This is a genomic window from Halomonas bluephagenesis, assembly GCF_054790765.1.
The window spans coordinates 919,799-933,088 of record NZ_CP133631.1 but is presented as its reverse complement, the minus strand read 5'-3'; the positions used below and the strand labels follow the sequence as shown (position 1 = coordinate 933,088).

Genomic DNA, 13,290 nt, shown 5'->3' with positions numbered 1-13,290 from the left:
GGACGATGTGCTTAACGTTAGACTTTGTCAGTTCGATAACGCACATTGCATAAATAACCGTTGTAAGGCGGTCGCTAATGCTGGCGTAGAGTCCAATAGCCTCCCCATAGCCGCGTGGCAGTCGTGATTAGGCAAGCGACTGCGAATAGCCCCGCTAACCATGGAAAATAGTGAGGAAATAAGCAGAAGAGCACTAACGCGATAACGGTTTCTGTGCCTTCGGTTAATCCCTCTAAATAGTAAAATGCCTTTTGTGGAAAGTTTGGCCGTTCAACATTGCGTGCTTTCGCCGCAATAGCAAAAGCTAAAAACGATGTTCCCGTGCCGATAAATGCGAATAGCAGTACCGCGGCTGCCAGCGCATTTTGCCCAGGATTGGCCAGCGCGAACCCCAGCACGACCGCGGCATAAAAGACAAAATCCAACCCGATATCAATAAACCCACCCGCATCGCTTTGCTGGCCGCTTAGCCGGGCAAGTGCGCCATCCAGCCCATCGCCAAGGCGGTTCAATAAAATCGCCATTAGTGCCAAAACATAATATTCAAAGGCTAATAGCGGTAGCGCGCTCATACCCACTAAAAAGGCCACTAAGGTAACTTGGTCAGGGGTAATCTGCCGGTTGTTGAGATACCGAGCCATACTGGCAAGTGGTCGGTGGGTCAACGGCATAGTAAAGCGGTCGAGCACGTGAGTACCTCCTTGGAAAAAGACTCAACCCTACCGTGATAAAAGTGCAGTGTCACATCAGGGTAAGAAGCGCTAACAGCTACAACTAAAGTTGTTAGACTTTGGTTGTAGTTTTCGTCAATTCGCTGGACTAATACTTGGCTGCAGTGAATAAAGGGCACCAAAAAGCCAGCTAGGCTGGTTTAAATACGCCATAGGGGGTTGCTGTGAGAAGCTCCCTTTCGATCACCTGACTGCGAACGGTACTTTGATAATGCGCAGAACTGCCACCATGACACTCTGGGAGTCGCTTTGGCACTCCCATGACCAAGTCAAAAACCTACTTATGTGTGCGTTGCCAACCTCCGGCGCGGGACGTTCAGCCCCTCATGCGTCAGGTGAGCAACAACACACGGGTAACTAACCGCCAAAACCACCTGCTTATACTAAGGCCCAAAAGATTGGGCTGGTGCTGGGGCCGATGCTGTTTGCCTTTGTCCTGCTGTTTTTTCACCCTGCGGACCTGAGTATAGAAGGCCGCATGGTGCTTGCTACCACGCTATGGGTAGCTGTGTGGTGGATTACCGAAGCCATTCCTATTCCGGTTACGTCGCTACTGCCCATCGTGTTGTTGCCTATTACTGGGGCGCTTGAGAGTAGTGCGGTAACGGCGGCTTACGGCAATCCTATTATTTTCCTTTTCCTCGGTGGCTTTATGATTGCCCTGGCGATGGAGAAGTGGGACCTACATAAGCGTATTGCACTCACCATTATTTCGGTATTGGGCACCAGTATTAACAGTATTGTGTTCGGCTTTATGGCGGGCACTGGCTTTTTTTCGATGTGGTTATCCAATACCGCGTCGGTTATGATGATGCTGCCTATTGGCACTGCGATTGTGTATCAGGTGACACAAGAGCTGAGTAAGAGCGATGGTGATCATAGCGAAGACATCGATAAATTCAGTAAAGCGCTGATTTTTGGCGTCGGCTACGGCGGCACTATCGGCGGTTTGGGTACCCTGATTGGTACGCCTCCCAATATCATCCTGGCGGCAATTGTGAATGAGCTGTTTGGTGTTGAAATCACCTTTGCCAGCTGGATGATGTTTGCTTTTCCAGTCGTTGTGGTACTTCTGTTTATTGGTTGGCTGATGCTGACACGCTTTATTTACCCGATTAAATTCAGCAGCCTGCCTGGAGGCAAAGCGCTTATTGCCAAAGAGAAGGAAGCACTGGGTAACATTAGTTTTGAAGAGAAAGCTGTGTTGGTCGTTTTCCTGTCAGCGGCATTTTTCTGGATTACCCGTTCTTTCCTGTGGCAAGGCCAAATACTCACCATTCCAGGTATTAACGACACGATGATTGCCATTGTAGCGGCGATTGCGCTGTTCTTAATTCCTTCGCCAAACAAAGGCGGCTGCCTGCTCGGGTGGGATATTGCGAAAGACGTACCCTGGGGCATTCTGCTGCTATTTGGCGGTGGCTTGGCGATTGCTGCTGGTTTCAGTTCCTCTGGGTTAGCCGTGTGGATCGGTAGCCAGATGAGTGTGCTGGAGGGCGTTAACTTCTTGCTGGTGATCTTGTTAGCCGCTGGAATGGTGTTGTTCTTGACCGAAATCCCCTCCAACACAGCAACGGCCACGATGATTCTGCCAGTACTGGCATCGCTAGCACTGGCGTTGGATATTCACCCATTTGTACTGATGGTGCCTGCCGCCATGGCAGCTAACTGCGCCTTTATGCTGCCGGTGGGCACGCCTCCCAACGCAATCATTTTTGCTACCGGTAAAATTAAAATTATCGAAATGGTGCGCAATGGCTTCTGGCTGAATATTTTCGCGTTACTGCTGATTGTGGTGGCGGTTTATTTCTTGTTACCCCTATTGTGGGGAATCGATCTAACCACCTATCCAGACGCGTTCCGCGACTAACTGCCAGCGACTACTACTGCTTCAAGCCCCGCCATGTGCGGGGCTTTTTGTGCTGGGTGAAGGACAGTTTGGAATGCAGATTGCTATGATGGGCAATATTTTTTGCGTTGAGCCTGCCATGCGACTACTTCATACCGCCGATTGGCACCTGGGGCGGCTGTTTCACAACCTCTCGCTGCTGGAAGACCAACGCCATGTGCTGAGCCAGCTACTGGACATTATTGACCGCGATGCGGTGGATGCCGTGCTGATTGCCGGTGATATCTATGATCGTTCGGTGCCGCCAGCCGCTGCTGTCACGCTGTTAGATGAGGTGCTTGGCGAATTGTGTGAAAAGCGTGGTTTGCCGGTGATTATGATTTCTGGCAACCATGACGGCGCTGAGCGCCTCGGCTTCGGCGCGCGCCACCTGCGCCAAGCAGGGCTGCATATTTTGTCTGATCTATCCAACTGCGATCACCCCGTGACACTGTCGATTAATGGGGAAGAAGTGGATGTGTTCGGTATTCCCTACGCTGACCCAGAGTATGTACGCAGCCAGTTTTCGGTGGATGTACGCGACTTTGACAGCGCTCATCGCTACTTGGTTGAACGTATCAACACCCAGCGCCAAGTAGGCCGCCCCACCGTACTGATGAGCCACTGCTTTGTGGATGGCGGCAGTGCCAGCGATTCAGAGCGCCCGTTAACCTTGGGGGGCGCGGAAAGCGTTGCCTGGGAACCTATGCAGTTGTTTGATTATGTCGCTCTAGGCCACCTTCATGGGCCGCAATATCGCGGCGGTGAGCATATTCGCTACAGTGGCTCGCTGCTTAAATACAGCTTCTCAGAGGCTAACCAGCGCAAAGGCGTCACGCTGGTGGATATTGGCCAAGAGGGCGTGAGCCAGATCGAACACCGCCCGCTAACACCGCACCGAGAGGTGCGCGTGCTGGAAGGCGAGCTAGCTGAGCTGCTAGCACAAGGCAGAACCGATGCCCAGGCTGATGACTACCTGTTAGTACGGCTGACCGACCGCCACGCGATTCTTGACCCCATGGGCAAGCTGCGCGAGGTCTACCCCAATGTGCTGCATTTAGAAAAACCCGGCATGCTGGAAGCGCGAGGGCGTCAGCAGCTAGATCGCGAGCGGCTGCAGTTTAGCGCGTTGGACATGTTTAGCGATTTCTTTACTCAAACCAGCGGAGACACCATGAGTGATGAGCAGGCCAACGCTATGCGTGAACTCATCACCACCCTAAGCCGTGAGCAGGAGAGCCAGCCATGACGCCGTTAACGCTCACCATGCAGGCGTTTGGCCCCTTTGCAGGCAGTGAAACGATCGACTTTACTGCGCTGGGCAAAAGCCCGTTGTTTCTGATTAACGGCCCCACGGGCGCAGGGAAAAGCTCAATATTAGATGCCATCTGTTTTGCGCTTTACGGTCAAACCACCGGCAATGACCGTGATGCCGGCCAAATGCGCTGCGACCAAGCTGCTGCTACCTTGTTGACCGAGGTGAGCTTGGATTTTCGCCTGCGCGATAGTGCTTACCGAGTGCGCCGGGTGCCCCAGCAGGAGCGCCCCAAGGCCACTGGTGAAGGCACTACCACACAAAGCGCTGAAGCCCAGCTGTGGCGGCTTACCCCGGAAGGTGATGAGGATGAATGTTTGGTGGCGCGTAAGGTCACCGATGCCAACAGCCAGCTGCACGCTTTAATAGGTCTGGATGCTAATCAATTTCGCCAAGTAATGGTGCTCCCCCAGGGGAAGTTTCGTGAACTGTTGTTAGCGGAATCGAAAGACCGCGAGAAAATTTTTTCTCAGTTGTTTCAAACCCAGATTTTTCAGCGTATTGAAGAGCGCCTGCGTGCCCAGGCGAATCAAATAGAGCGAGCGGTGAATGATCATCGCCAACATATCAATGGCATTTTGGCCGGGGGCGAGCTGGAAAGCGAAGCGGCATTGGCGCAAGAAGTAGAGGCGCTAACCCCGCAAGTAGGGCAAGCGCGTCAGCGTTTTGAAACCGCTCAGCAGCAGCGCCGTAGTGCTGAACAGCGACGAGATGAAGCCCAAGCGTTACAGCGCCAATTTGAAGCGCGAGACAGCCTCGCCGCAGAGAAAGCACGCCACCTTGAGCAGCAAGCGCAAATAACCGCCTTTCAGAGCCGCTTGACCCAAAGCGACCACGCTCAAGCGCTACGACCTTACAGTGCTGCGTTAGTCCAAGCGCAGCAGGCACTCACTACCGCCCAAGAAGAGCAGCGACAAGCCGATGCCGCGCTTACTACCCAGCGTACGAATACTGAACAAGCCAAGCGTACCTTTGAAGCGGCACGCCAGCGCCAGACCGAACTGCCCGCACTACGTGAGCGCCATCGTCAGTTGGGCGAGTTTATCCACAAAAGCCAGCAGTTAAGTGAGCTTGAAGCGCGCTGGCAAGCGGCACAAACCGCTTGGCAGCAAGCCGATGACATACTTAAGCGTGATGAAGCTCAATTAGACGGTATTCGTCAGCAAGGTGAAGCGCTAAGCGTTACTCTTGAGCAGCTGCAAACGGAAAGTCAGCAGTTGGCCAGCGCCCCTGCAGAGCTGAGCCGCCACGAGAGCCTGCTAGCTCAGCGACAGGAGTTGGAGGAGCTGATGCGGCAGGGGCGTGAGTTTACCGCTCAACAACAACAGGCAACAGAGGCGCTTCAAGGTCGGCGCAGCGAAGCAGAACAGGCTAAGCGCCACGCAACTGAGCAAGAGATGCGCTGGCACCAAGGGCAAGCCGCATTGCTAGCGCGCACCCTTAAAGAGGACGCACCTTGCCCAGTGTGTGGCAGCCTTGAGCACCCAGCTCCGGCGTTTAAACATACTGACATTGTTACCCAAGCGCAGGTGGAAGCAGCCCGTTCAGCCCAGGAGCAAGCGCGCCACGCATTACATACCGCCGAGCGTCAGGATCACCAGTTAGCACAACAGAATAGTTACAACGCTGAGCAGGTGCAGCGCCGTACTCACCAGCTTGGTGAGTGGGCTAGCCAACCGCCGTTTGAGTTGCAACAGGCCTGCGAACAATTGCGCCGCCAAGTCGAGCGTCGGAAAAATGTCGAAAGTGAGATTAACCAGCAAACCAGTACCCGTGACGAGCTACGCCGTGACTGGGGCACGCTGGATAAACAGCTCAACGCCCAGCGGCCTCAGGTTGAAAAGGCCAAAGAGGAGGCGTTACGGCTAGAGAGCCAGCGCGATCAATTAAGCCAATCACTGCCAGAAGATGCCCGTAACCCGTTGGCCATGCGCCAAACGCTCACTGAACTTGATAACCAAATTGCTGAGCTTGAACAGGCCTGGGAGCGTGCACAACAGGTGCTTTCGACGAGCGAAACCCAGCAGGCGCGGGCAGAAGAGCAGCTGCGTGGCGCGAATCAGCGGGTAGCGCGTAGCCAGCAAGCGTATGAGCAGGCCCAGAATGAGTGGCAAACGGCACTACAAGCCAGTTCGTTTGAAAGTGAAGCTGCCTTTCAGGCTGCTAAGCTAGAAGATAACCAACGTCAAGACCTGGTTCGCCAAGTAGAGGCGTATCAGCGCCGCTTGGCTGAACTTGAAGGCGCGCTACAGAATTACCATGCCCAACTGGCCGAAAAAACGCCGCCGGATATTGCTGCACTCACTACACTCACCCAAGCCGCCCAAGCTGAGGAACATACCCAACTAGAGGAGTGGCGGGCGATGGATGGGCGGTTAAAGGCCTTGCAGGGTATTCGTCAAAAACTGACCGCTGCCCACGCGGCCCAGGCCGAGCTTGAAGCCCAGTATCGGGTGTGGGGAACGCTCAGCGAGGTGGCCAACGGGCGGACTGGTAATCGCATCAGCCTGCAGCGGTTTGTATTGGGGGTGCTGCTGGACGACGTACTGATTCAGGCGTCTGAACGGCTGGTGCGTATGAGCCGTGGGCGCTACCAGTTGGTGCGCCGCGAAGATCCCTCTAAAGGCAATAAAGCGTCAGGATTGGAGCTAGACGTTGCCGACACCTATACCGGCAAGAGCCGCTCGGTAGCGACGCTCTCCGGTGGTGAGTCGTTTATGGCGGCCTTGGCGCTGGCGCTAGGGCTTTCTGATGTGGTGCAGGCCTACGCAGGCGGTATTCAGTTGGATACGCTATTTATTGATGAGGGCTTTGGTAGCCTTGATCAGGATGCATTAGACCAAGCGATTTCGATGCTCAGCGAGTTACAAATGGGCGGGCGAATGATCGGGATTATCTCTCATGTCAGCGAACTCAAAGAGCAAATGCCTGTCCGTGTTGAAGTGCGTGCCAGCCGACTTGGTAGCTCGGTGGAAGTGAAGGGCGCGCTTCTTTAATGCCTGGGGTGGCGTTAATTCATGCTGCGTTCATACAGCATGTTTTATAACGGAAGTGAATCGTCTAGCGAGCCCTAGAGATACTATCCACTTAGGAGTGCAAGGATGAACGCAAGCAAGATTTTACAACAGTTGATGAAGCAGGCCAGCGGTAGCAGAAGTAGTGGAAACAGTAGTGGCAGCGGAAGCGGTATCGATGTTAAAGGCGTTATTGATGGGCTATCGCGCCAGCTAGGCGGTGGTAGTAGCGGCGCAGGCCAGAGCTCACGTCAAGGCGGCGGCTCTAGCGGTTTTGATATGAAGAGCCTGTTAGGTGGTGGCGCAATGGGATTGCTTGTTGGCTCTAAGCGTGGCCGTAGCATGGGCGGTAAAGCACTCAAGTACGGCGCGATTGCCGGTGTGGGGATGTTGGCCTGGAAAGCATGGCAAAGCTCCCAGGAAGGAAAAAATGGTGCTAACTCGTTCAGCGCTGCTCAAAATGCATCCGAGGGCGAGCGAGTAGAAGTGCTTAGCGGTGAGTATCAAGAGCGGCGCAGCCTTGAGCTGTTGCAAGCAATGATCATGGCCGCAAGGGCTGATGGACACATTGATGAGCAAGAGCAGTCACTCATCACAGAGCAGATCGATGCGCTAGGTGCCGATCAGGAGATGCACCGCTGGGTCGAGCAGCAGCTTAACGCCCCGCTGGATGCTCAGGCACTCGCCCGTGAAGCCGACTCCCCCCAGGCTGCTCGCGAGATGTATTTGATCAGCGTTGCTGTTACTGACGATCAAAATCCCATGGAGCGCGCCTGGCTGGATCAATTGGCAAGCGCGCTGAATCTCTCGCCTGATATGGCCGCCGAACTTGAACGCCAGGCGCAGCAGGCAGGTTAATGCTAGATACGATTAATTTTTGGTTAGCCACCGGCTTCGGCTTGGGGCTAGCGCCAATGGCACCGGGTACTTTTGGTTCGCTGTTGGGTATCCCCTTAGCATGGTGGTTGTTGAGCCGTCCGCTGGTACAGCAGAGCGCTATCATCGCTGTTCTGCTAGTACTTGCGGTGCCGGTTTGCCAAGTCGCTGCGAGACACTATGCAGGGTTGGATCATGGCAGCATTGTTGCCGATGAGTACTTGGCGTTCCCGCTGGCGGTTATTGGGTTACAAGCGGCGCGTCATCCGCTCGCAATGGCGCTGGCATTCGTTGTCTACCGCTTCTTTGATTCGCTAAAGCCGCCGCCGATTCATCTGGCAGAGTATGTGCAGGGCGGTTTTGGCATTGTGTTAGACGATGTTATTGCGGCGTTAGTAACGTGGGGAGTGATGGCGCTAGTACTGAAATTTTGGCAGCGCCGAACCACTGAACAACATTTAAACTCATAAAAATACCAGCAACGAAAAAAACGCCGCTAGCCTGTTGAAAAGCTAGCGGCGCTGTCTTGTTACTACTTATGATTCTGAGCGTTTACCGCCTTAGTTGCTAACGGTCATCGATCTTTAAGGATAATCACTCTTTAACAACAATTACTGACTTCACGTTAACGAACTCAAGCATACCGAAGCCACCATGCTCACGCCCATAACCGGAATCTTTGACGCCGCCAAACGGCATTTCCGGGGTGGCAACGCCGAAGCCATTGATGAAGACCATGCCTGTATCAAAGTACTTGCTGGCAAGCTCGGTAGCACGCTTCACGTCTTTAGAGATGATGCCGCCGCCGAGACCATAACGGCTGTCGTTGGCAATGCGCATTGCGTCTTCATCGTCTTTAGCGCGAATTAGCGCTGCGACTGGGCCGAATAACTCGTCATCGTAGGCGGGCTGGCCGGGTGTCACGTTGTCCAGTACAGTGACCGGATAAAAAGCGCCCTTGCCGGATGGTTTTTCACCACCGCACAAGATTTTTGCGCCTTTGCGCACACTCTCTTCCACTTGATCATGAAGAGTATCGCGCAGATCGACACGGGCCATAGGGCCTAAGTCGGTATCATCTGACCTGGGGTCGCCTACTTTCAGCGCCTTCATCTTTTCCACAAAACGCTCTTTGAACGCTTCATAGTTGGCATCGGTCACCACGAAGCGTTTTGCAGCCACGCAGGTCTGTCCGGTATTAAACACTCGGCCAGTGACGCAGGTTTTGACGGCAACGTCGAGGTCCGCATCATCCAGCACCAAATAGGCATCGTTTGAGCCCAATTCCAATACGGTTTTTTTCAGGTGTTCGGCTGCTTTTGCCGCCACTTTACGACCTGCACCATCGCTACCCGTAAGGGTGACGCCACGAACCGCCTTGTGTGCAATCACCTCATCAGATACATCGTGAGAGATAATGATCGTGCGGAAAACATTTTCCGGTAGGCCTGCCTCGCGGTAAATCTTTTCGAGCAGTAGGCCGCTGCCAGTGACATTTTCAGCGTGCTTCAGGAGTACGCTATTACCCGCCATAATGTTGGCGATGGAGTAACGTACTACTTGATAAGCGGGGAAGTTCCACGGCTGTATGCCGTAGATAACACCCATGGGAGAGTAAGTGACAATGCCACGCTCGCCATTGCTGGGGTTGCGCTCTTCGTCAGCTAATGTAGTGGGGCCATGCTTAGCGGTGTAATCGCAGATGCCTGCGCAAAGCTCAACTTCCTGGCGGGCTTGGCTGGGGAGCTTACCCATTTCCTCTACCATCAGTTCGGCAAGCTCATCTTTATTGGCGTTAAGCGCCTCGCCAATGGCTTTTACCACCTTAGCACGCTGTTCAAGAGGTTTAAGCCGCCAGTCTAGAAACGCTTCATGACTGGCCTCGACAATCTGCTTGGCTTGGCTGGCATCCATCAGCGCATAAGTCTCAAGCGTTTCGCCGGTGGTTGGGTTAACGGTTGTGATGCTGTTGCTCATAAGATCTCCTATCTTTTGATCAACGGGGCGTTAAAGAATAGACCAGTTATTAGCCGACTGGTCTATTAATACTGATTCTCCACTCTAGTAGAAAAAACGTTGCTTTGCCCAAATTGATTGTTAGCGTCTTAACTAAAGCGCTATCCCTAGGGCAGTCACCGGTAAAAAACGTTCCGTTAAACTCGCATGTTTATGGTGGGCTACTGAAATGTTGGGCCGCCAGCTTCCTCGCCCCATACCTCTTCCAGTCGATCATCACGACCACAGCTCAAGCGATAGAAACGGTAGCGTAGGGGATTTTTTTCATAGTAATCCTGGTGATACTCCTCAGCTGCCCAAAACTCGCTGGCAGGGGCTATCTCGGTAGCAATAGGTTGTTCAAAGCGTGCTTCCATTTCAGCTTTGGATGCTTCAGCCAATTCTCGCTGTTCGTCGTTATGGTAAAAAATGGCTGAGCGGTACTGGTCGCCGCTGTCGCAAAACTGGCGGTCTACGGCGAAGGGGGCAATATTGCGCCAGAAAATCTCTAACAGCTGGTCATAGCCGATTTGGCTGTCATCGTAGGCAATTTGCACCACCTCGACGTGGCCGGTTCCTCCATGAGAAATCTGCTCGTAGGTAGGGTTTTCAAGCTCGCCGCCCATATATCCAGAGATGGTGGCGCTGACGCCGGGCTGTTTATCGTAAGGCGGTTCCATGCACCAAAACCAGCCGCCAGCAAAGGTTGCTTCCGCATTAGACTGGGCGTGAAGTGATGTGCTGGCAAGACAAGCGGTAGCTATGACACATAGCGTTAAGGGCTGAGATAAGGGGCGAAGAAGGTGAAATAGGGTCATTGTAGGTACTCCGATGGACGTGGTGAGTTATCGCTCGATGTAGAGTCGATTAGTGGCAACGTGGGCTAATACCTTACATAACCTATTCGCTACCCCAGCCGATAAGGCCATACTGTGTCTAACGTATCCAATGCTGCTTTGAGCGTCGGCTCCGCTGCACGTTCTTTGCGCCATATCATGCTAAGGGCGCAGGGTAGACGGACATTTTCGGCTACAGCCAAACCGCTTTCCTGGCGTTCGGCCATTGCCAGCGCGTCCCTTGCTAAGCTAAGACCCACTCCCGCACGTACTAAATCCAGCATACAAGCTTCTTGGTCTACTTGGGCAACCCTATTAGGCGTGGCGCCACTTGGGGTTAGGACGCGTTCTAGCAGCCGGTGGTGTGCCGAGACCGAGGGCGTGACTATCCAGGGAAGCCTGGCTAGAGCTTCCCAGCGGGTATCCATCAGTTTGGTTTCCCAGCCTGCTGGGGCAATTACATGGTAGTGGAAGTGGGTCAGCTCGCGCCAAGCAAGAGCTTCGCTTCCTGACCCTTCGCCAGGAGGGGCGAGAAAAAAGCCCACGTCCAGTTCGCCCTGCTCCACCTTCGCTAGCACGCTACCACTCATGCTGTGTTGTAGCTCGGTTTCCAATTGAGGGGCGCGAGCCATCAATCGGCTGAGAAATTTGCCCAGTCGAATAAATTCCGGGTCAACAATCGTGCCGATTTTTAGTTTTCCTCGCAGGGTGCTGTGTAAAGCACTTGCGCGCTGTTCAAAGGCCAAGGCGCTGGCAAGGGCGTTTTCAGCGGCGGGTAATAACGCATAGCCATCGGCGGTTAGCGTTAGCCCCTGGGGGCGACGGGTGAACAGAGTTAACCCCAAATGCTGTTGAAGCTGCTTCAACTTTAGACTGACAGCGGGTTGAGTAAGGCATAGCTGGTTAGCAGCCCGGGAAACGCTTCCAGTACGTGCGACGGCTACAAATGCCCGTAGCGCTGAGTTCTCTTGCATAAGCGAGCGCCTGTTGCTGTTATGTTATTAGTAAAGCTTATATCCAGGTTAAAAATTACTCAATTGATTACCTTTTAGAGCTTGTTAATCTGTCGATACTTAATTTGTTATTTTAATCTGCTTATAAAGGTAGCCCAATGACAACAACCGCTATTAACCATTTCATTAACGGGCAGATCAACGAGGGAGTCTCGGGTCTCTCTCAAAATGTCTTTAATCCTGCGACTGGCAACGTCACCGGAAACGTTGTGCTCGCCTCTGAACGCGACGTGGATACTGCCGTGCAAGCTGCTAAGGCGGCATTTCCTGCTTGGGCAGACACCCCGCCTATTCGTCGGGCACGAGTAATGTTCAAGTTTTTGGAACTGCTCAACGCCCATAAAGATGCACTGGCGGAAGCGATCACCAAAGAGCATGGCAAAGTGTTTACCGATGCCCAAGGGGAAGTTGCCCGGGGGATTGATATCGTTGAATTTGCTTGCGGTATCCCTCAGTTGTTAAGGGGGGATTACACGGAGCAGGTAAGTACCGGTATTGATAATTGGACCATGCGTCAGCCATTGGGCGTGGTGGCTGGCATCACGCCGTTCAACTTCCCCGTTATGGTACCGATGTGGATGTTCCCCGTGGCGATTGCTGCAGGTAACACCTTTGTACTTAAGCCTAGTCCGCTTGACCCCAGCGCCTCGCTGATGATGGCCGATTTGCTGAGAAAGGCAGGTCTTCCCGATGGCGTATTCAACGTGGTGCAGGGCGATAAAGGCAGCGTTGAAGCGCTGATCGACCACCCGGATGTTAAAGCGTTGTCGTTTGTTGGCTCTACGCCGATTGCCAATCTGATTTACGAGCGGGGCGCCCGTCATGGCAAGCGGGTACAAGCACTTGGCGGGGCTAAAAATCATATGGTAGTAATGCCCGATGCCAATCTGGATAAAGCTGTGGATGCCTTAATCGGCGCTGCTTATGGCTCGGCAGGCGAGCGTTGTATGGCAATCAGCGTGGCAGTATTGGTGGGCGATGTGGCGGATGGCGTCGTGGCTCAACTGGCTGAACGTGCTAAGGCGCTGAAAGTAAAAGATGGCATGCAGCTGGATGCGGAAATGGGACCCATCGTCACCCATCAGGCCCATGAGCGTATTACCGGCTATATCAATAAGGGCGTAGAAGAGGGTGCCCAGTTGATAGTGGATGGTCGTGAGTTCGACTCTGCGCAAACCGGCGACGGCTGTGCTGGGGGCTTCTGGATGGGCGGCACTCTGTTTGATCACGTCACGCCAGAGATGACTATCTACAGAGAAGAAATTTTCGGCCCTGTGTTGGTCTGCGTGCGGGTGCCAGATGTTGCCACGGCCATTGAGCTGATCAATGATCATGAGTTTGGCAATGGCGTCAGCTGCTTTACCGAGAGCGGCAACGTCGCCCGAGAGTTTGGCCGCCGTATTCAAGTGGGCATGGTAGGCATCAACGTGCCGATTCCGGTACCCATGGCGTGGCACGGTTTTGGTGGCTGGAAGCGTTCGCTGTTCGGCGATATGCATGCCTATGGTGAAGAAGGTGTGCGTTTCTATACCAAGCAGAAATCCATTATGCAGCGCTGGTCAGACTCCATCGATGCAGGCGCTGAGTTTGTGATGCCTACGGCGAAGTAACGCCATTACGTT

At 53.6% G+C, this 13,290-nt stretch carries 10 protein-coding genes; 6 read left to right on the top strand and 4 right to left on the bottom strand.

Going from position 1 to position 13,290, the window contains the following annotated elements; translation table 11 throughout:
• Positions 1 to 74: 74 nt before the first annotated feature.
• Positions 75 to 689: a CDP-alcohol phosphatidyltransferase family protein gene (locus REH51_RS04205; protein ID WP_009721513.1), complete on the bottom strand. Its 615-nt coding sequence runs from the start codon at positions 687 to 689 to the stop codon at positions 75 to 77.
• Between the two features lie 448 nt (positions 690 to 1,137).
• On the opposite strand from REH51_RS04205, the gene REH51_RS04200 reads away from it, so the two are divergent.
• The 5 genes from REH51_RS04200 (at position 1,138) to REH51_RS04180 (ending at position 8,294) form a co-directional block, all read left to right on the top strand.
• A complete protein-coding gene (locus tag REH51_RS04200; RefSeq protein ID WP_498936940.1) occupies positions 1,138 to 2,601 on the top strand; it encodes an SLC13 family permease in 1,464 nt (487 codons plus the stop codon).
• A gap of 118 nt (positions 2,602 to 2,719) precedes the next feature.
• Positions 2,720 to 3,868, top strand: a complete 1,149-nt coding sequence (locus tag REH51_RS04195) for an exonuclease SbcCD subunit D (RefSeq protein ID WP_039868509.1) — start codon at positions 2,720 to 2,722, stop codon at positions 3,866 to 3,868.
• On the top strand, positions 3,865 to 6,930 hold the full coding sequence (locus tag REH51_RS04190) for an AAA family ATPase (RefSeq protein WP_009721516.1): 3,066 nt from the start codon (positions 3,865 to 3,867) through the stop codon (positions 6,928 to 6,930). The genes REH51_RS04195 and REH51_RS04190 overlap by 4 nt, the downstream gene beginning before the upstream one ends.
• Before the next feature lie 105 nt (positions 6,931 to 7,035).
• Complete coding sequence (locus tag REH51_RS04185; RefSeq protein ID WP_009721517.1) at positions 7,036 to 7,806, top strand: tellurite resistance TerB family protein; 771 nt, start codon at positions 7,036 to 7,038, stop codon at positions 7,804 to 7,806.
• Complete coding sequence (locus REH51_RS04180) at positions 7,806 to 8,294, top strand: phosphatidylglycerophosphatase A family protein (RefSeq protein WP_009721518.1); 489 nt, start codon at positions 7,806 to 7,808, stop codon at positions 8,292 to 8,294. Before REH51_RS04185 ends, REH51_RS04180 begins: the two co-directional genes overlap by 1 nt.
• Before the next feature lie 124 nt (positions 8,295 to 8,418).
• Here REH51_RS04180 and REH51_RS04175 read toward each other — a convergent pair whose 3' ends face one another.
• The 3 genes from REH51_RS04175 to REH51_RS04165 all read right to left on the bottom strand — a co-directional run bounded on the left by REH51_RS04175 (position 8,419) and on the right by REH51_RS04165 (position 11,629).
• The gene (locus REH51_RS04175; protein WP_009721519.1) at positions 8,419 to 9,801 is read right to left on the bottom strand and encodes an NAD-dependent succinate-semialdehyde dehydrogenase; all 1,383 of its coding nucleotides are present in this window, start codon (positions 9,799 to 9,801) and stop codon (positions 8,419 to 8,421) included.
• A gap of 200 nt (positions 9,802 to 10,001) precedes the next feature.
• Entirely contained in the window at positions 10,002 to 10,637 is a 636-nt protein-coding gene (gene msrA, locus REH51_RS04170) for a peptide-methionine (S)-S-oxide reductase MsrA (protein WP_498936938.1), read from the bottom strand.
• Between the two features lie 89 nt (positions 10,638 to 10,726).
• Positions 10,727 to 11,629 carry a LysR family transcriptional regulator gene (locus tag REH51_RS04165; RefSeq protein ID WP_009721521.1) on the bottom strand — a complete coding sequence of 301 codons (903 nt, stop codon included), beginning with the start codon at positions 11,627 to 11,629 and terminating at the stop codon, positions 10,727 to 10,729.
• 137 nt (positions 11,630 to 11,766) lie between these two features.
• Between REH51_RS04165 and REH51_RS04160 the strand changes: the two genes are divergently transcribed.
• Positions 11,767 to 13,278 (top strand): CoA-acylating methylmalonate-semialdehyde dehydrogenase, encoded by a 1,512-nt coding sequence (locus REH51_RS04160; RefSeq protein WP_498936936.1) that lies wholly within the window; start codon positions 11,767 to 11,769, stop codon positions 13,276 to 13,278.
• Positions 13,279 to 13,290: the final 12 nt, after the last annotated feature.